Source organism: Agrobacterium sp. ES01 (assembly GCF_050320885.1).
Lineage (GTDB): Bacteria > Pseudomonadota > Alphaproteobacteria > Rhizobiales > Rhizobiaceae > Allorhizobium.
Genome location: NZ_JBNQTH010000001.1, coordinates 1,365,472 through 1,384,952 on the forward strand (window position 1 = coordinate 1,365,472; position 19,481 = coordinate 1,384,952).

General features: G+C 58.4%; 16 protein-coding genes and 1 tRNA gene. 12 read left to right on the top strand and 5 right to left on the bottom strand.

Annotation, left to right across the window (positions count from 1 at the left end):
* Positions 1-34 precede the first annotated feature (34 nt).
* The 8 genes from nusA to ACQQ2Q_RS06745 all read left to right on the top strand — a co-directional run bounded on the left by nusA (position 35) and on the right by ACQQ2Q_RS06745 (position 10,509).
* A complete protein-coding gene (nusA, locus tag ACQQ2Q_RS06710; RefSeq protein ID WP_428186236.1) occupies positions 35-1,648 on the top strand; it encodes a transcription termination factor NusA in 1,614 nt (537 codons plus the stop codon).
* Positions 1,648-2,334 (top strand): RNA-binding protein, encoded by a 687-nt coding sequence (locus ACQQ2Q_RS06715; RefSeq protein WP_428186237.1) that lies wholly within the window; start codon positions 1,648-1,650, stop codon positions 2,332-2,334. Before nusA ends, ACQQ2Q_RS06715 begins: the two co-directional genes overlap by 1 nt.
* A 100-nt stretch (positions 2,335-2,434) precedes the next feature.
* Positions 2,435-5,062, top strand: coding sequence for a translation initiation factor IF-2 (infB, locus tag ACQQ2Q_RS06720; RefSeq protein ID WP_428186238.1), 2,628 nt, complete (start codon positions 2,435-2,437; stop codon positions 5,060-5,062).
* 71 nt (positions 5,063-5,133) lie between these two features.
* Positions 5,134-5,544, top strand: a complete 411-nt coding sequence (rbfA, locus tag ACQQ2Q_RS06725) for a 30S ribosome-binding factor RbfA (RefSeq protein WP_428186239.1) — start codon at positions 5,134-5,136, stop codon at positions 5,542-5,544.
* 6 nt (positions 5,545-5,550) lie between these two features.
* The gene (gene truB / locus ACQQ2Q_RS06730; protein ID WP_428186240.1) at positions 5,551-6,483 is read left to right on the top strand and encodes a tRNA pseudouridine(55) synthase TruB; all 933 of its coding nucleotides are present in this window, start codon (positions 5,551-5,553) and stop codon (positions 6,481-6,483) included.
* Between the two features lie 156 nt (positions 6,484-6,639).
* A complete protein-coding gene (gene rpsO / locus ACQQ2Q_RS06735) occupies positions 6,640-6,909 on the top strand; it encodes a 30S ribosomal protein S15 (RefSeq protein WP_428186241.1) in 270 nt (89 codons plus the stop codon).
* Between the two features lie 356 nt (positions 6,910-7,265).
* Complete coding sequence (gene pnp / locus ACQQ2Q_RS06740; RefSeq protein ID WP_428186242.1) at positions 7,266-9,416, top strand: polyribonucleotide nucleotidyltransferase; 2,151 nt, start codon at positions 7,266-7,268, stop codon at positions 9,414-9,416.
* 76 nt (positions 9,417-9,492) lie between these two features.
* Positions 9,493-10,509: a class I SAM-dependent methyltransferase gene (locus tag ACQQ2Q_RS06745; protein WP_428186243.1), complete on the top strand. Its 1,017-nt coding sequence runs from the start codon at positions 9,493-9,495 to the stop codon at positions 10,507-10,509.
* A 57-nt stretch (positions 10,510-10,566) separates the two neighbouring features.
* On the opposite strand, the gene ACQQ2Q_RS06750 is transcribed toward ACQQ2Q_RS06745, so the two are convergent.
* Positions 10,567-11,277, bottom strand: coding sequence for a type 1 glutamine amidotransferase (locus tag ACQQ2Q_RS06750; RefSeq protein ID WP_428186244.1), 711 nt, complete (start codon positions 11,275-11,277; stop codon positions 10,567-10,569).
* Between the two features lie 141 nt (positions 11,278-11,418).
* Here ACQQ2Q_RS06750 and ACQQ2Q_RS06755 point away from each other — a divergent pair, with 141 nt between their 5' ends.
* A complete protein-coding gene (locus tag ACQQ2Q_RS06755) occupies positions 11,419-11,697 on the top strand; it encodes a SelT/SelW/SelH family protein (RefSeq protein ID WP_428186245.1) in 279 nt (92 codons plus the stop codon).
* Between the two features lie 177 nt (positions 11,698-11,874).
* Positions 11,875-11,961, top strand: a tRNA-Leu gene (locus ACQQ2Q_RS06760).
* 101 nt (positions 11,962-12,062) lie between these two features.
* Here ACQQ2Q_RS06760 and ACQQ2Q_RS06765 read toward each other — a convergent pair.
* Positions 12,063-12,980: an ROK family protein gene (locus ACQQ2Q_RS06765; protein ID WP_428186246.1), complete on the bottom strand. Its 918-nt coding sequence runs from the start codon at positions 12,978-12,980 to the stop codon at positions 12,063-12,065.
* A 93-nt stretch (positions 12,981-13,073) separates the two neighbouring features.
* Between ACQQ2Q_RS06765 and ACQQ2Q_RS06770 the strand changes: the two genes are divergently transcribed.
* Both ACQQ2Q_RS06770 and ACQQ2Q_RS06775 read left to right on the top strand, forming a co-directional pair.
* A complete protein-coding gene (locus ACQQ2Q_RS06770; RefSeq protein ID WP_428186247.1) occupies positions 13,074-14,351 on the top strand; it encodes an MFS transporter in 1,278 nt (425 codons plus the stop codon).
* A gap of 22 nt (positions 14,352-14,373) precedes the next feature.
* Positions 14,374-15,123 carry a copper homeostasis protein CutC gene (locus ACQQ2Q_RS06775; RefSeq protein ID WP_428186248.1) on the top strand — a complete coding sequence of 250 codons (750 nt, stop codon included), beginning with the start codon at positions 14,374-14,376 and terminating at the stop codon, positions 15,121-15,123.
* Here the strand turns inward: ACQQ2Q_RS06775 and ACQQ2Q_RS06780 are convergent.
* From ACQQ2Q_RS06780 to ACQQ2Q_RS06790, 3 genes are read right to left on the bottom strand one after another with little or no spacing between them, the layout of a single operon-like run.
* A complete protein-coding gene (locus ACQQ2Q_RS06780) occupies positions 15,120-16,760 on the bottom strand; it encodes an acyl-CoA dehydrogenase family protein (protein ID WP_428186249.1) in 1,641 nt (546 codons plus the stop codon). The two genes, ACQQ2Q_RS06775 and ACQQ2Q_RS06780, sit on opposite strands and share 4 nt — an antisense overlap.
* A gap of 4 nt (positions 16,761-16,764) precedes the next feature.
* The gene (locus ACQQ2Q_RS06785; protein WP_428186250.1) at positions 16,765-17,526 is read right to left on the bottom strand and encodes an SDR family NAD(P)-dependent oxidoreductase; all 762 of its coding nucleotides are present in this window, start codon (positions 17,524-17,526) and stop codon (positions 16,765-16,767) included.
* Complete coding sequence (locus ACQQ2Q_RS06790; protein ID WP_428186251.1) at positions 17,526-19,376, bottom strand: feruloyl-CoA synthase; 1,851 nt, start codon at positions 19,374-19,376, stop codon at positions 17,526-17,528. Before ACQQ2Q_RS06790 ends, ACQQ2Q_RS06785 begins: the two co-directional genes overlap by 1 nt.
* Positions 19,377-19,481 lie beyond the last annotated feature (105 nt).

Genomic DNA, 19,481 nt, shown 5'->3' on the forward strand with positions numbered 1-19,481 from the left:
GGGCTCCCCGGCAGGAAGACGGAGACTTAAGATAATGGCAGTCAGTGCTAATCGGCTCGAACTCTTGCAGATCGCTGATGCGGTCGCCCGCGAGAAGGTAATCGACCGCGAAATCGTGCTCGCGGCAATGGCCGATGCTATTCAGAAAGCCGCCCGCTCGCGCTATGGCAGCGAAACCAACATTCGCGCCGACATCAATTCCAAAACCGGCGAGATCCGCCTCCAGCGTCTGCTGGAAGTGGTCGAGACCGTCGAGGACTATTCCACGCAGATCGCTTTGGAACTGGCGCGCGACCGTAACATCGAAGCGAAGATCGGCGACTTCATTGCCGATCCTCTGCCGCCGATGGATTTTGGCCGTATCGCAGCTCAGTCTGCCAAGCAGGTCATCGTTCAGAAAGTTCGCGAAGCCGAGCGTGACCGTCAGTTCGACGAGTTCAAGGATCGCATCGGCGAGATCGTCAACGGCACCGTCAAGCGCGTCGAATATGGCAACGTGATCGTGGATCTCGGTCGTGGCGAAGGCATCATCCGCCGCGATGAAATGATTCCGCGCGAAGCTTTCCGCTACGGCGACCGTGTTCGCGCCTATGTTTATGACGTGCGTCGCGAACAGCGCGGCCCGCAGATCTTCCTGTCGCGCACCCATCCGCAGTTCATGGTGAAGCTGTTCACCATGGAAGTGCCGGAAATCTACGACGGGATTATCCAGATCAAGTCGGTTGCCCGTGACCCGGGTTCGCGCGCCAAGATCGCCGTCATCTCGAACGATTCCTCGATCGACCCAGTCGGCGCCTGCGTTGGTATGCGCGGTAGCCGTGTTCAGGCCGTTGTCGGCGAACTGCAGGGTGAAAAGATCGATATCATTCCGTGGAGCCAGGATCCGGCTTCCTTCATCGTCAATGCGCTTCAGCCTGCTGAAGTGGCAAAGGTTGTTCTGGACGAAGATGCAGAACGTATCGAAGTCGTGGTTCCGGACGAGCAGCTTTCGCTCGCCATCGGTCGCCGCGGTCAGAACGTTCGCCTTGCTTCTCAGCTGACTGGCTGGGACATCGACATCATGACCGAAGCAGAAGAGTCGGAGCGTCGTCAGAAGGAATTCAACGAACGCACCAACCTTTTCATGGAGGCGCTCGACGTCGACGAAATGGTTGGCCAGGTTCTGGCATCCGAGGGCTTTGCCCAGGTGCAGGAACTTGCCTATGTTGAGCTCGAGGAAATTGCCTCGATCGAAGGCTTCGATGACGACACCGCCGAAGAAATCCAGACCCGTGCGCGCGAATATCTGGAAAAGATCGAAGCGGAAATGGATGCCAAGCGCCAGTCACTCGGCGTATTGGACGAATTGCGCCAGATCGACGGCATGACATCGCAGATGATGGTTGCGCTCGGCGAGGACGGCATCAAGTCGATCGAAGATTTTGCCGGTTGCGCATCGGACGATCTGGTCGGCTGGAGCGAACGCAAGAATGGCGAGACCAAGAAGTTCGAGGGACTGTTCTCGAAGTTCGACGTTTCTCGTGCCGAAGCTGAAAACATGGTCGTTCAGGCCCGTTTGATCGCTGGCTGGATCACCGAGGAGGACCTCGCTCAGCCTGTAGAAGAGGAAGTTGAAGGCGAAGAGGCCGACAGCGCAGAACAAAACTGATGATGGGGGTCGGACAGACGGATGCCTCGGCAGATAATGATGAGCCGGCAGAGGCACCGATGAACGACCGCACCTGCATCGTCACACGTGTTAGCGGAACACCGGAAACGTTGATCCGTTTCGTGGCCGGGCCTGACGGCACCATTTATCCCGACCTGAAGCGCAAGCTTCCCGGACGGGGATGCTGGGTATCGATCAGCCGGGCAGCGGTTGACAAGGCGGTGGCGAAGAAGCTCTTCGCCCGCGCACTCAAGGCGGACGTCAAGGCAGATGCCGATCTCGGTGAGACCGTGGATCGCCTACTCGCCGCCGATCTGGCCGGCATGATGAACCTCGCTCGCAAGGCCGGGCAGTTCGTCATCGGGTCGATGAAAGTTGAAAACGCCGTACGCGGCGGGGCCGCACATGCGGTCTTTCATTCTCAGGATGCCGCCGCAGACGGTGTCCGCAAGATAGATCAGGCTCGAAAAGCCTGGTTTCTCGGAACCGGAGCCGAAACGGAAATACCCGTTTTCAAACCGTTTTCGGGATTACAAATGGAGGCTCTGATGGGTCAGAACGCGTTTATCCATGCCGCAGTGCTTGCAGGGCAGGCAGGTGTGGGTGTAGTGAAGCGCGCAAAGCTGCTTGAGCTCTATCGCATTGGCGAGCTGCCCGCGCGGCGCGCCGACACTACAGACCGATGACGCGGTCACTGGCGAAGGCCGGCAACCGCAGCAAGCGACAGCATATTTACGACTGGGCCTGATGGTATCATCCGTCCCAGTCCGAAGGAACGGGAACGGAATGACCGATAGCAAAGACGACAATACGACCAGCACAGGGGCCAAGAAGACTCTTAGCCTCAAACCATCCGGCGTAACTCAAGGTACCGTGCGCCAGGACATGGGGCGCGGTCGGACGAAAGCGGTCGTAGTCGAGACGAGAAAGCGGCGCGTGGCCCGTCCAGAGGACGAGAAGCCTACCGCAGCGCCTGTTGCCCCTCGCGCAAGCGAGCCCGCAGCACCGACGCGTCAACAGCCGACGCAACAGACCCGCGTCCATCAGCAGGTAAAGCCGAACACACCGCCCCGCCCGGAACGTCAAGAACGTCCACGCGGCAATGTGCTGCACGATCTTTCTGCTGGCGAAATGGAAGCGCGCCGCAAGGCGCTGGTTGAAGCGCAGGCTCGGGACGTCATCGAAGCCAAGCAGCGCGCCGAAGCCGAAGCAATTCGCAAGGTAGAGGAAGAAAAAGCACGGCTGGAAGCCATAGAAGAGGCCAAGCGCCAGGAAGCAGAAGCTGCTATCCAGGCTGCTGCAGAGGCGGCCGCACCGCCCGCTCCTGAAAAGGCAGCAGAACCTGCTGCTCCGGCTGCGCCCGCCGCACCGCGTTCAGCGCCTCCACCGATTATCCGTGGACGCAAGGACGAAGCAGACGAGAGCGAAAGCCGCTCTGCGCCCAGAGGTCCGAACCGCGGCAAGGTCGTGCGTCCTGAGCCTGCAAAGGCTCCTGCTCGCCCGAAGGCCGAGGAAGACCGTCGCCGTGGCAAGCTGACAATCACGACTGCAAATGTTGACGAAGAGGGCAACCCGCGCGGCCGCTCGCTTTCGGCCATGCGTCGTCGTCAGGAGAAGTTCCGTCGCAGCCAAATGCAGGAAACCCGTGAAAAGGTTATGCGCGAGGTTATTCTGCCGGAAACCATCACTATTCAGGAATTGTCGCAGCGTATGTCCGAACGGGCCGTCGATGTGATCAAGTACCTGATGAAGGAAGGTCAGATGATGAAGCCAGGCGACGTCATTGACGCCGACCTTGCCGAACTCATCGCGACCGAATTTGGTCACACAGTGAAGCGCGTTTCTGAATCCGACGTCGAAGAAGGCATCTTCGATGTCAGCGATGACGACGGCGAGCTGGTTCCGCGTCCTCCGGTCGTCACCATCATGGGTCACGTCGACCACGGTAAGACCTCGCTGCTCGACGCCATCCGTCATGCCAATGTTGTTTCTGGTGAAGCCGGCGGCATTACCCAGCATATTGGCGCTTATCAGGTCGAGCAGAACGGCCAGAAGATCACGTTTATCGACACTCCCGGCCACGCCGCCTTTACCGCAATGCGTGCCCGCGGTGCTCAGGCGACGGATATCGCGATCCTTGTGGTTGCCGCAGACGACAGCGTGATGCCGCAGACGATCGAGTCCATCAATCACGCCAAGGCGGCAGGTGTTCCGATCATCGTGGCGATCAACAAGATCGACAAGCCCTCTGCTGACGCGCAGAAGGTTCGCAATCAGCTGCTCCAGCACGAAGTCTTTGTTGAATCGATGGGCGGTGAAGTTCTCGACGTGGAAGTTTCTGCCAAGAACCGCACCAACCTCGACAAGCTGCTCGAAGCGATCCTGCTGCAGTCGGAAATCCTTGACCTCAAGGCAAACCCGGACCGCACTGCCGAAGGTACAGTGATCGAAGCCCAGCTCGACCGTGGTCGTGGTTCGGTTGCAACGGTGCTCGTTCAGAAGGGTACACTCAAGCCTGGCCAGATTCTTGTGGCCGGCGATCAGTGGGGCCGCGTTCGTGCTCTGGTCAACGACAAGGGCGACCACGTCAAGGAAGCGGGTCCAGCCATGCCGGTCGAAGTCCTCGGCCTGTCGGGTACACCGCGTGCCGGCGACAAGTTTGCCGTGGTTGAGAACGAAGCCCGTGCACGTGAAGTGTCTGAATATCGCCAGCGTCTGGCCCGCGACAAGGCGGCTGCCCGTCAGTCCGGTTCGCGGGGATCGCTCGAGCAGATGATGAGCCAGCTTCAGTCCTCCGGCCTGAAGGAATTCCCGCTGCTGATCAAGGGCGACGTACAGGGCTCGATCGAAGCCATTGCCGGCGCACTTGAGAAACTCGGCACAGACGAAGTCCGCGCGCGGATCGTTCACTCCGGCGTCGGTGGCGTCACAGAGTCCGATATCTCGCTTGCGGAAGCTTCAGGTGCTGCGATCATCGGCTTCAATGTCCGCGCCAATTCGCAGGCACGTCAGCTGGCCGAGCGTGAAGGCATCGAGATCCGCTACTACAACATCATCTACGATCTGGTTGATGACGTTAAGGCAGCAATGTCCGGTCTGCTTTCGCCGGAACGGCGCGAAACATTCCTCGGCAATGCCGAAATCCTGGAGGTGTTCAACATCACCAAGGTGGGCAAGGTCGCAGGTTGCCGCGTCGTCGAAGGCAAGGTGGAACGTGGCGCAGGCGTTCGCCTGGTGCGCGACAATGTCGTCATCCACGAAGGCAAGCTCAAGACGCTGAAGCGCTTCAAGGACGAAGTCTCGGAAGTGCCGGTCGGTCAGGAATGTGGTATGGCCTTCGAAAACTACGAAGACATTCGCGCTGGCGACACGATCGAGTGCTTCCGCGTTGAGCATATAACGCGCACGCTGTAAAACTGAACGCTTACCGGCAAGAACAACGGGCGCCGGACTTTCGGCGCCCGCTTTGCTTTAAGGCTAGACTTATGTCCAAACCTACATCATCAGCTCCATCGCAGCGCATGCTGCGTGTTGGAGAACAGGTCCGCGCAGCCCTGACACAGGTTCTGCAGCGCGGCGAAGTGCGCGATCCGCTGATCGAAAAGACCGTTATCAGCATCTCTGAAGTCCGGATGTCGCCGGACCTCAAGATTGGAACAGCCTATGTGACCCCGCTGGGAATGAGCGACCACGAGTCGATCATCACTGCACTCAACAACAATGCGAAATTCATTCGTGGACGTCTTGGACCACAGCTCCGGCAGATGAAATACATGCCCGAGATCCGGTTCCGCGACGATACCAGCTTCGACAATTACCAGAAGATCGACAATCTTCTGCGCTCGCCCGAGGTCGCTCGCGATCTCAATCGCGATGATGACGAAGACCAAAACTGAGGCCTGATGTCAAAACCCAGAAAACCCAAGGGCCGTCCGATTTCGGGCTGGCTCATCCTCGACAAGCCCGTTGACTTCGGTTCGACGGAGGCTGTCGGCAAGATCAAATGGCTGTTAAACGCCCAGAAGGCGGGACACGCCGGAACCCTCGATCCGCTGGCCTCCGGTATGTTGCCGATTGCATTGGGAGATGCAACGAAGACGGTCCCTTATGTGATGGACGGTCGCAAGATCTACGAATTCACAGTCACATGGGGCGAAGAACGATCAACCGACGACCTGGAGGGCAGTGTCACCCAGTCGTCCGATGTTCGTCCTTCGCAAGAGGCAATCGCCGCCTTGCTGCCGAATTACACCGGGACGATCAGCCAGATCCCACCGCAGTTCTCCGCCATCAAGATAGCCGGTGAACGGGCCTATGATCTCGCCCGTGAGGGTGAGCAGGTCGACATCCCCGCCCGTGATGTGGACATCTATCGGCTGACTTTGCTTAGCTGCCCCGATGAGAACAGCGCGCTTTTCGAAGTCGAATGCGGCAAAGGCACGTATGTGCGGGCACTTGCACGCGACATGGGCCGCGATCTCGGTTGCTATGGTCACATTTCGACACTTCGGCGCACATTCGTTGCACCGTTCGCAGAAGAAAAGATGGTCAAGCTGTCTGATCTGGTCGCTCTGGAGCAGATAGAAGACCGCGAAGAACGCCTTGCTCAACTGGACGTACATCTTATCGACACCAGTGAAGCACTTTCCAGTTTGCCGCATATCGCGATCACCGATGATCAGGCACACCGTCTCAGAATGGGCAACGCAATTCTGCTGCGAGGGCGTTCTGCGCCGGTGGCTGAACCGGAAGCGTTCGCGACTGCTGGCGGCAAGCTTGTCGCAATCGGTGAGATCGCCGGTGGTGAATTTCACCCGCGCCGCGTGTTCAACTGATGCGCGAACACCTTGCGAAAGAGTTCTTTCCTTTCGACAAGGGATAAGCTATAGGCACGCCAGCATGCGGCGTGTCCGCTTGTCTATCATGGCCAATGCTGACCGACATCTCGGCATATGGCGACTTTTATCTCCTGTTATAGAAAGGAATATTCGATGTCGATCACTGCAGAGCGCAAGGCCGCCCTCATCAAGGAATACGCAATCAAGGACGGCGACACCGGTTCTCCGGAAGTTCAGGTCGCTATCCTGACCGAGCGTATCACCAACCTGACTGAACACTTCAAGGGTCACAAGAAGGACAACCACTCGCGTCGTGGCCTTCTGACTATGGTTTCGACTCGCCGTTCGCTCCTCGACTACGTCAAGAAGCAGGACGAAGCTCGCTATACCAAGCTGATCACAAGTCTGGGCATTCGCCGCTAATATCGCTTCCGGCGGGCATTGCTTCGGCATTCCCGCCGGTTTCATTTCCGGGCAACCGGCAAGGTTCCCAAGAGACGCTCATGTCTCTCGCGGAACCACAGACAAGGGCAAGCTCCGGATGGGCCGGATCTGCCAGACCAACCGATGACCTGTCATGGGGCAGGATTGCCGGATGCTTTTGCCAGTTCAACTGGCGACTGCAACGCAAGCGTTGCAAAGGCGGAAAGTCCAACAGGGCCTTACGCGAAAAGCTTCCCGCTGTCTTGCCCGTGATGTGTCACCAAATTCACGGCCGCGAACGGTACATTTTTCGCCACTGGCGAATGCGCCCCGGTTCCGTGGAAGAAGGACAAGATATGTTTGATTCCCATAGCGTTGAAATCGAGTGGGCAGGCCGCCCGCTGAAACTGGAAACCGGCAAAATCGCCCGTCAGGCTGACGGCGCTGTTCTGGCGACTTACGGTGAGACCGTCGTGCTTGCCACGATCGTTTCGGCGAAGTCCGCAAAGCCTGGCCAGGATTTCTTCCCGCTGACTGTCAACTACCAGGAAAAAACCTATGCTGCCGGCAAGATCCCGGGTGGCTATTTCAAGCGCGAAGGTCGCCCAAGCGAAAAGGAAACACTGGTTTCCCGCCTGATCGACCGTCCGATCCGTCCGCTCTTTCCTGAAGGCTACAAGAACGAAACCCAGGTTGTCGTTACCGTCGTCCAGCACGACCTGGAAAACGATCCGGACGTTCTGGCCATGGTCGCCGCTTCGGCTGCACTCACCCTTTCGGGCGTCCCCTTCATGGGCCCGGTTGGCGGCGCGCGCGTCGGCTACATCAACGGCGAATACGTTTTGAACCCGCACCTGGACGAGATGGACGAAAGCGCTCTCGACTTGGTTGTTGCCGGTACCCAGGACGCCGTTCTGATGGTTGAGTCGGAAGCCAAGGAACTGAACGAAGACGTCATGCTCGGCGCCGTCATGTTCGGCCACAAGGGCTTCCAGCCGGTCATCGATGCGATCATCAAGCTCGCTGAAGTGGCTGCCAAGGAACCCCGCGAATTCGAACCGGAAGACTATTCCGAACTTGAAGCCGAAATGCTGAAGCTGTGCGAAGCCGAGCTGCGCGACGCCTACAAGATCACCGAAAAGGCTGCTCGTTATACAGCCGTCGACGCCGTCAAGGCAAAGGTCAAGGCCCACTTCCTGCCGGAAGAAGGCGAAGCCAAGTATGCAGCCGAAGTTATCGGTGCGATCTTCAAGCACCTGCAGGCGAAAATCGTTCGCTGGAACATTCTCGACACCAAGAGCCGTATCGACGGTCGCGATCTGGAAACAGTTCGCCCAATCGTTTCGGAAGTTGGTCTCTTGCCACGTACCCACGGTTCGGCGCTGTTTACCCGCGGCGAGACGCAGGCAATCGTCGTTGCCACGCTCGGCACCGGCGAAGACGAGCAGTATGTCGACAGCCTGACCGGCATGTACAAGGAACGCTTCCTGCTGCATTACAACTTCCCACCCTACTCTGTCGGTGAAACAGGCCGCATGGGTTCGCCGGGTCGTCGCGAAATCGGTCACGGCAAGCTGGCATGGCGCGCAATCCGCCCGATGCTTCCTTCAGCTGAACAGTTCCCTTACACGCTGCGCGTTGTCTCCGAGATCACCGAGTCCAACGGCTCGTCCTCGATGGCAACGGTCTGCGGCACCTCGCTTGCTCTGATGGATGCTGGCGTTCCCCTGGCAAAGCCTGTTGCCGGTATCGCCATGGGCCTGATCCTTGAAGGTGAGCGCTTTGCAGTTCTCTCCGACATCCTCGGCGACGAAGATCACCTCGGCGACATGGACTTCAAGGTAGCCGGTACTGCCGATGGCATCACCTCGCTGCAGATGGACATCAAGATCGCCGGGATCACCGAAGAGATCATGAAGGTCGCACTCGGCCAGGCACAGGGCGGGCGCAAGCACATCCTCGGCGAAATGGCCAATGCCATCACCGAGGGCCGCAGCCAACTCGGCGAATTCGCACCGCGCATCGAAGTGATGAACATCCCGGTCGACAAGATCCGTGAAGTCATCGGTTCGGGCGGCAAGGTTATCCGCGAAATCGTCGAAAAGACCGGCGCCAAGATCAACATCGAAGACGATGGCACCGTGAAGATTGCGTCTTCGTCGGGCAAGGAAATCGAAGCCGCTCGCAAGTGGATCCATTCGATCGTGGCCGAGCCTGAAGTCGGCGTGATCTATGAAGGCACGGTTGTGAAGACCGCTGACTTCGGCGCTTTCGTCAACTTCTTCGGTTCGCGTGATGGCCTCGTGCACATCTCGCAGCTGGCTTCCGAGCGCGTTGCCAAGACCCAGGACGTGGTCAAGGAAGGCGACAAGGTCTTCGTCAAGCTGATGGGCTTTGACGAGCGCGGCAAGGTTCGCCTGTCGATGAAGGTTGTCGATCAGGAGACTGGCCAGGAAATCGCTGGCGAGAAGAAGGAAAAGAAGGATGAGGGCGAAGCAGCCGAGTAATCGGCCAACCCTTTCCAGAGACAAGGCGCGGCTCGTTCCGCGCCTTTTTCATATCCGCACGCAGGAAAATTGAACCATGAGCCGTGACAGCCTGAAGACCTTGTTCCACCCATTCGCAATCGATGTATTGGCTTTGCCGAGCAGCGACGAACGCTACCTGTTTCTGGGCGCCGAGGCAGGCAACGCCAAGCCCTCAGGCTTTGAGGCAGCAATCACTGCCGTTCAGGGATTGCGACCAGAATTCCTGCGGTTGACCGCCGCACGGCAAGAGCCGCTGCCGGTGGTTGAAGGCGATGACTTTGACGGCGCGCTTATCCTCTGTGGCAAACACCGCGCCGAAAATGACGATCGCGTGGCAGAGGCGCTGAAGCGCGTGAAGGTTGGCGGGCTGGTGATTGCCGCCGGCAGCAAGGAAGACGGCATACAGGCCCTCAGGAAGCGTCTGACGGGGCTTGGCCTTACGGTTGAGCATATGCCCAAATATCATGGGGTCGTCTTGTGGTTTGCCGCTCCGGAAAATGCGCCGGAGACAATTGCCGCGCTACAGTCGAGCGCCGTCAAGGTTGCCAATCGTTTCAACACCATGCCCGGCATGTTCTCCCATGATCGCGTAGATCCGGGTTCAGAACTTCTGGCCGGCCGACTGCCGCAGGATTTCGACGGCAATGCTGCCGACTTCGGAGCGGGCTGGGGTTATCTTTCCGCCATGCTGGCCGATCGGGCGCCAAACACCGCGCGCATCGATCTGTTCGAGGCAGACTATCAGGCGCTGGAATGCGCCAAGCGCAACTTAAGGGAAATCCATCCGGATCTTCAGGCTCGCTTCTTCTGGCAGGACCTGGTCAGTGAAGCGCCGAAGGAAAAATACGACCTGGTGATCATGAACCCGCCCTTTCATCAGGGGCACGCCGCAGAGCCGGCGCTCGGTCAATCCATCATCAAGACGGCCAGCAATGCGCTTCGCAACGGCGGCATCCTGATGCTGGTCGCCAATCGCGGTCTGCCCTATGAAACGGAACTGGCCGCAGACTTCCGCGAATACGGAGAGACTTGCCGCAACGCCAAGTTCAAGGTCCTCTGGGCCAAGAAGTAGCCTTTCCGGTAACCACCGAGGCAATCACCCTGGATCCGCGACCAATGTCGCGGGTCTTCACTGCATGATGCGCTGCACCCAGGCACGTGCAATCTCCAGACCTGCTGCATCCGCTGCGACGCCGTGCCGTTCTGCCTCATCGGGGTAGACATCAAACCAATCGGGGCGCTTGGCGCTGATAAGGTCTCTGAAAAGACGGTTCCAATCATTGACAACGGATCGGTTCGCCTCGAAGTGAAACTGCGTTCCATAGACAGCGCGTCCGATCCTGAAGGCTTGATTGCGCGCATTCTCGTTGGCTGCCAGATGCACGGCCCCCTCGGGCAACGAGAAGGTATCGTCATGCCACTGGAACGATTTGAGTAAGCCCTCTTCCGCTGCTGATGCCAGAACGGGATCGGCGGCACCCTCTGCGGTTAGTGTGATCTGCTGCCAGCCGAACTCCGGTGCCGTACCGACATGATTTTCTCCGCCATAGCCCCGTGCCAGAAGCTGACTTCCAAGGCAGATACCAAGTACTGCCTTATCTGCATCTCCGAACTGCCGCATCAGCGCGGCGAGTGCTGGCAGATAAGGATGCCTATCGTCGGCGAGTGCATTCTGCTCGCCACCAAAGACAACAATCGCATCGTGCCCGCTGCTATCGGTGGGAAGAGCCTCACCGGCAAAAGGCCGAAAGACCTCGATGCTGGCATTTTTCTCAGCGAGTGCGATGCCCACCTGACCGTGATCGGTGTGACCGGTATTTTCAACAATGGCGACGCGCATGGAGAGTTCATTCCGAAGGGTTAATACCGTCGAAGATGAGCACGGATGGCATGCGCTATCAAGCGCGTTCCGGCTGTATTTCGGCTTGAACCACTTTGGCCAGCAGCGCTATCGTTAGGGCTCGAACAGGATCGGAACAGCATGGATATCAAACCCCGCATCAGCATTCTTTACTGTACGCAGTGCAACTGGCTGCTTCGCTCGGCATGGATGGCACAGGAGCTTCTGCAGACCTTCGGCTCGGACCTGGGCGAAGTGGCGCTTGTCCCCTCCACCGGTGGGCGATTCGAAATCAGGGTGGATGGTGCGCTCGTTTGGGAACGAAAGCGCGATGGCGGCTTTCCAGGACCGAAAGAACTGAAACAATTGATCCGCGATGCGACAGACCCGGCCCGGGACCTTGGACATATCGACCGATAGGACACACATGCCTTCAAAACCCTCGCTGCCGGGAGAAAGGCGACCGTTCATAGGGTGACTGCAAGACGATTTGAGCCCCGCCCGAGTGCAGTTTCGTCAAAGGAATATCGGGTTTGACATGAAAACTTCAAAAAGCCTGTTGACAGGACAAAGCCACCCCCTTACATGCGGGCCGTCGCCCAGATGGCGGAATTGGTAGACGCGCCAGCTTCAGGTGCTGGTACTCGCAAGGGTGTGGAGGTTCGAGTCCTCTTCTGGGCACCAATTTCAAGTTTCCAATCGGACAACCGATTGAGAAATAATAAAAAAGCCCGGTTCGCCGGGCTTTTTTGATGCTCATTCTCTTTCCGGTTATTTTTGCGGGCTCAGTGTTGCTGAGACGCTGAAAATTCAAGGCCCAGCAATGCTGCTCCAACCAAACCTGGCTCCGGACGGCATGTCGCCTGAACCACCAGCGGACGGTCGAACCGGCGCAAAATTCTGGCCCTGACCGCTGCATCAATCTCCCTTAGAAGAGAAAGCGAATTCGACAATCCACCGCCTACGGGGACGATGGTTGCACCGGTTACGTTGACGACCAGCGCCAATGGAGATGCGAGCAGGTCGATCAGGACATCGATTGTGCGTGTTGCATCGACATCGCCGCTTTCCCAAGCCTGGACGATCTCTTCACTGGTGAGTGCAGCACCGCTTAGATGCGTGTGGAGGCGCTCCATGCCCCGCGCACCACCAACCGCATCGATACATCCCTTCAAGCCGCATCCGCACTGAAAGCGGGGAAGTTCGACGGGAGGCGACCCGGCAAGCGTTGCCGCCACCGGGCCATGCCCCCATTCTCCGGCAAAACCACCTCGATTGATCAGCTTGCCATCGATTACCAGTCCACCACCGACGCCGGTGCCAAGGATTGCCCCAAAAACAATGGCGTGGCCACGCCCGGCACCGTTGTGCGCTTCCGCCATTGCAAAGCAATCGGCATCATTGGCAACAATGACAGGCAATCCAAGGTCTGCCTCGAGATCCGCCACAAGTGGGCGCCCATGCAGGCAGGGAATGTTGGCAATCGTTGCTACTCCCGTGTCCGGGTCCAGAACGCCGGCAATCGAGATTGCGACACAGTCGGGTGTTGCGTCAGCCTGCTCGATTACTCCGCGGAGTTCACCGACAAATGCATCATAGTCGTGCAACGGCGTCGGACGACGCGGCAAGGGGCGTACGTCCTCACCTGAAAAGGCAAACCCACCCTTGATGGCAGTGCCTCCAATATCAAAGCATACGATCATCAAAACAGTCTCCAGTCGCACAACTCCTATACCGGAGGGCGGCTGTTTCACAATCTCTGTTCAACGCAACGCGCTTGCTATATCGTCCCATCATTGCTGATTTGGCGCACGGATGAACCGACATCCGGTCGCGATCACTCCTCCGTCTCGGCTCGATTTTCTCGATTGCTCATGACCTCCGTACTCACTACTACGCTTAGAAAACCGGCGATCCGCACCTGTGCGCTCGTGATGCTGGCTTTTGGCACAACGGGGGCTGCAACCACGCCCTATATGGCGGTCGTTGGAATTCGAGAGTTCGGTCTCAGTGACTTCAGCTATTCCATCCTGATGCTGTTATCGGCGCTTGTGAACGTTGCCTCCAGTGTGCTTGCCGGCAGCGTTGCAGACCGCTTCGGCAACTTTCGGGGGCCTATGCTCGGTGCAGCGGCCTTTGGCATGGCAGGATTTGCCAGTATCTATCTTGCGCCCAGTGCCGGGCTGTTCGTCTGCATGATGCTTTCGGCGATACCGATCCACAATTCGCTCAACTCATTGATTTTCGCTCAATCCCGCGCAGCCGCCACGGGACTATCGGTACGAGAACTGATTTCGCTTACCTCCTTCATCCGCTCACTCGTCTCCCTTGCCTGGGTGATTGTTCCCGGAACCGTCGGCTACTTTCTGGCCGATGGCGGAAGCATGCTGCCGATCTTCCTGTTGGCAAGTCTGGCTTCCACCAGCAGCTTTCTGCTCATACAGTTTTTCTTGCCCGGGCCCGATAGGGCAGCGACGCCGCCACCGGCATTTGCGCTTGCCGGATCTTTCAGGCTGCTGGCATCCAGATCACTCCTCGTTCGAATGCTGGCGCTGGCTTTGCTGATGTCGACGCTCAGCCTCAATGGCGCGGTCTTGCCACTGATTGTCACTGGCCAGGCGGGCGGACGTTCTGCAGATGTCGGTGTGATCGTCGGCATCGTTGCCTTTCTCGAGATAGGCTTCATGATCCTGTGGGGGCGGCTCACCCGGCTGATCTCGCCCATTGTCGCAATCCTGATCGGGGGATCGATGTACAGCGTCTATCTCGCCTTGCTGGGTTTTGCGCCGACGGTCCATTACGTCTATGCGCTCACCCTGCTATCAGGTTGCGGCGGCGCTGCGATCATCAGTCTCCCGCTCTCCTATATGCAGAACCTGATCGCCGATCGTGCGGGACTGGGCAGTTCACTGATTGCCGTCAATGTTTTCATGAGCGCCTGCCTCAGCTCCACAATCTTTGCAATCGGCACCGCTGTCAGCGACTATTCGGGAACGGCGATCATGGGGGCATGTGCAGCCCTTGTCGGAGGCGTGCTGATGGCTGTCCTCGACCTCAAGAAGACAACAAGCTGAGCCAGAGTCCTTCGGAGAAAATATGACGCGTCAGACGAACCCCACCACTCAAACACCGCTTCTGGAAGTCTGCGTCGATAATGCCGAAGGGTTGGACGCCGCGATAGCGGGCGGTGCGGGCCGGATCGAGTTGTGCTCTGCACTCGCGCTCGGTGGGCTGACGCCATCCATGGGCCTAATGGCACTTGCGGCCAAGGCTCCGGTCCCGGTGCATGCCTTGATCCGCCCACGCGCCGGAGACTTCGCATTTTCTATCTCGGAGCTCGCTGTCATGAGAACCGATATAGACGCCGCCCGTACGGCAGGACTGGCGGGTGTCGTCATCGGGGCCTCGACACGCAACGGTGCCCTTGATGAGGGTGCACTAACGGCACTGGTTCAAACAGCCGAGGGCATGGACCTTACCCTGCATCGGGCGTTTGATCTTACTCCCGATCCGTTTCAGGCCATGGAACTTGCAATCTCGCTCGGCTTCAAACGGATTCTGACCTCCGGTTGCGAGCGAACCGCGATAGAGGGCAAAAAGCTGCTGTCGGAATTGAACGGCATGTCGCGGGGTAGGATTTCCATCATGCCAGGCAGTGGTATCAGGGCGGATAACGCGGCAACGCTCCTTAAAGGCTTATCCGTCAGCGAAGTGCATGCCTCGTGTTCAGTCCCGATCGCTCACGCCCACTCAAAACTCGTGAACATGGGTTTCGTATCGACGCATGAGCGGCAGACCGATGCCCATGCTGTCGCTGCATTGAAATCGGTGCTCGCGGCCTGCTAACGGCAAAGCGTGGCGTACATCGTCAATTCGGCGGCCAGCACTGGCAGCATTGCTTCCGCCGCTGAGCGGGCTGCTGCTGACCGTGTGAGCCGTACGGCCAGCCAGATCGATATGAAGGACCAGATTGCACGCATGAAGCTGTCAGCGCGCGCCAGACCAGCCTCAGGATCGACCTTCATCGCGTCCATGTGGTGCGCGAGTTCTTTCACCTGAGCAATCGCTGCAAGCCCGATCTCGCGATGGGTATCTGCAGCTGTCGATACCTCTTCCCAGGCCCGCTCAAGGCATAGTGCCAATCCCACCGATTGATCACGCCAGATGCGGCGTGTCAGCAGATCGATTGCCTGAATGCCCGTGGTGCCCTCATAGATCGTCATAACGCGGGCGTCGCGCATATACTGTTCGAGTGGCCAGTCCTTCGTATAGCCAACACCGCCCAGGACCTGAATCGCTGCATTGGGAATGCTGAAGCCGGCTTCGGCGCCGAAATTCTTGAACAGCGGCAACAGGAAACCGCTAACACTTTCCAGCGCATGGCGGGCAGGGCCAGAGGGCGCATGACGCGCAAGGTCCATGGTCGTTGCTATTTCCAGAAGTGCGGCCCGGACGATCTCTGTTCGTCCACGCATCTGCGCAAGCTGCCTTTGGATATCGGGATGGGTGGAGATTGCGACAGGCGGCTTGTCCGGCGCACCGCCTTGACGACGGTCCAGGGCATAGGCTTCTGCGATGTCGCAAGCCGCAGTTGCCAGCCCCAGGCCTTGGCCACCTGTCTGCAGGCGCATCCGTTCGATCATGGCGAAAAGCTGCGGCAGACCTCGCCCCTCCTCGCCCAACAAGATCGCTTGTGCCGCTTCAAAACGAAGCGCACAGGTTGGTGAACCGTGAAGGCCCATCTTTTCCTCGATCCGCTCCAGTGTCACGCCATTGCCCGATCCATCCGCATGGCGGTCGGGCACCAGAAACAGGCTCAAGCCTCGTGTGCCGGGTTGATTGCTTGTGCGCGCCAGAAGACAATGACCGATGCGCTGGGTGAGATCGTGGTCGCCAAATGAGATCCAGATCTTCTGGCCTGTAATGCGCCAGCCATCTTTACCTCGACGCGCCACAGTTCTGAGACGCCCAACATCTGACCCTGCCTCCGGCTCGGAGATGCAGATGGTGGCCGACCAATGGCCCGCCACCAGATTGGACACCCATTCTTCCGCAATGACCGGTTGGGCTACCTCCGCCAGAAGGTGAGCCGCAGCACGGGACGCCCCCAAGGCCATCATCAGCGCCACACATCCGCGTTCGAAGAATGTGCCACAGACTGCCTGCAGTGTGAGCGGCAGGTTCATGCCGCCATAAGCCTCATCGATATCCATGCCAAGCCAACCGGCATCGGTATATTGACGGAACGCCGCCTTGTAGACATCGGGGGTGACGACACGGCCATTGATGACCGCGCACCCCTCTCTATCTGCCACGACGTTAAGGGGGGCAATGATGCCTTCTGCAAAAGCCGCGGCTTCTTCGACGATCGCTGCGGCCGTTGCATCATCGCAATCCGGCCTGATCTGTTGAAGTTTTGCCCAACCGGGTGTGATTGCCAGAAGCTCTAAGGTTCTATCCGCGTGGTTTTGAAAATCCGCCATGGCATTACTTGGGCTGCATGCGAATGCCACCGTCGAGGCGGATGACCTCCGCGTTGAGATACTGGTTATCGATGCAGAAACAGACGGCGTCGGCATATTCTTTTGGATCGCCGAGGCGTTGCGGATACGGAATGGCGGATGCGAGGCTTTGTTGCGCCTCTTCAGGCAGGCCGTACAGCAAGGGCGTCAGGAAGATACCGGGCGCAATCGTGTTCACGCGAATACCGAAGCGGGCCAGTTCACGAGCAATGGGCAGCGCCATGGAGACAATGCCACCCTTCGATGCGGCATAGGCCGCCTGCCCTATCTGACCATCGAATGCGGCGACGGAGGCCGTGTTAACGATGACGCCGCGAGCCTTGTCCTCGATTTCGGCCAATCTCGACATGTGGTCAGCCGCCAGGCGGATCATGTTGAACGTGCCGACAAGGTTGACGGTGATTGCATGCTGGAAATCGGCAAGCGGCATGACACCATCGCGGCCAACAACGCGAGATGCCGGACCAATGCCGGCACAATTGACGAGGATGCGCAAGCCATCGCCATGCTCAGCTGCAAGGCTAACCGCTCTCGACGCATCGGCTTCGCTCGCGACGTCACCAACAATCGCAACACCGCCGATCTCACTCGCGACATGATCGGCGGCATCTGCATTGAGGTCCATGACATGCACCTTGGCGCCTCGCTCTGCCAGTTGGCGCGCTGTCGCCTCCCCGAGACCGGAGCCACCCCCGGTAACCAGAGCGCTGATACCACAGACCTTCATCAGGCATTCTCCCTTTTCACGCAGATGACATCCGCGCCACCCGAATAGAGCGCCTCGACATCATCCTTTCGGTTGGCAAGCAATGCGCGCTGATTGAGCGAGCCCTTGTCGGTGACTTCGCCTCTTTCAAACCGCGGCGGTTCCTTCAGGATCGCAATGCGCATCACCCGGCTTGCAGACCCCGTAGCCGCCTTGGCATGCTCGACAAGCTTCGCCCTGAGGGCTGCTTGAACTTCTGGATGATCACGGAGGTCCGCATCGCTCAGATGCTCCCCTGCCGATACGATCTGCCTCAAGGCGGGAAGAAAGGGGATGACTAGTGCGCCAAGCTCTTCCCTGTCTGCGCCGGTAATGACCGCATCGCGGATCAGCCCGCCGAATTGGTCGACAAGTTGGGCCCGCAATTGTCCGACCGCAACCCAGGTGCCCGTGTTCAATTTGAAGTTTTCGGCGGTGCGCCCGTCGAAGAAAAAGCCCGCGCGTGGATTGCCAGCCTCTGCAAATCGAACAGCGTCTCCTATCTTGTAGAAGCCTTCTTCATCGAAAGCTTCGGCCGTGAGTTTGGGATTGCGCCAATAGCCGGGCGTCACATTGGGCCCCTTGAGCCTGAGCTCGTATTTCCCATCATTGGGAACCAGCTTGACGGTAATGCCTTGCGCCGGAATGCCAATATTGCCGGCGAAATCCTGATGCTCGGTGCAAAATAGCGAAAAGGGCGCGGTCTCCGTCGAGCCAAGGCCGGTGCCCAGAAAGATGCGCCGTCCGACCGTTTGTTCCGAAAGAGCAATCAGCTCATCCCAGGTATGCTGGGCCATGCCGGCACCGGCATAGAGCATGAATTTCAGGTCTTTGAAGAAGTTTGTACGAAGAGCGTCATTGGCGCGCATGGCGTCGACGAGCATTTCGTATCCAGCGGGCACATTGAAATACCAGTTGGGCGATATGTCCAGAAGGTTGGCGATGGTGGTCCTGATGCCGTCTGGCGTCGGGCGCCCCTTGTCGATGTAGAAGGTGCCGCCATTGTAGATCACCAGATTGAATACCTTGTTGCCGCTGGCAGTGTGGTTCCAGGGCGCCCAGTCAACGACAACAGGCGGATCATCGCGCAGATACGCATAGCAATCCGCCACCATCTCCTGATTGGAGCAAAGCATGCGCTGGGTCTGGATCACGGCCTTGGGTGACCCTGTCGTGCCAGAGGTGAAAAGAAACTTGGCGATGGTATCCAGATTGACGGATTTGAACGCGTCGTCCACTGCCTGACCGGCTTCTATCTCATAGCATTCGGCCAGCATGCGGCAATTGCGGCCGCCAAGCGGGTTCCGCTCTGCCAATAGTGGCATGTCCGCGCCCATTGCAGCGTCGATTGCCCTCGCAAACGGCTGAAGATCTTCTGCGAAGACAAGGCCCGGCGTGATTTGCGCAACAATATCACGCAGCTTGGTAAAGTCCTCCGCCACCATCGCATAAGCAGGAGAGATGGCAGCTGATGGAATGCCCACATATTGCGCGGCAAGAGCGACGAGCGCATGAGAGATCGAATTATCAGATAAGATCAAGACAGGCTTTTCGACCGACAGGTCGAGATCGAGGAAGAACTGAGCCAGAGACCGAATGCGTTTGTGTGCGTCTGCGTAGCTGATTTTGCGCCAGTTCCCGTCATCGGCCCGTTCGGCCATCCACGGTCGATCAGGTACCGTCTTTGCCCAATGGGCGAAGCGTTCGTTGAGTTTATCCGGGTAAGGCCCGATGGGATCCTTGCGCCAGATGACGACTGTGCCGTCGGCACGCTCTTCCCAAGCCAAGTCGGGCGACCACAGCTTCACGTCGCGCGCTTGCGCTATCGTCATGACTTCCTCCCAGATTCAATCGGACATATCGTTATTAACGCGCTCTCCCAGCGGGTTGAAAATTTGTTTACAAAGAAACAATCTCTATGTAAACAAACAAGCGTA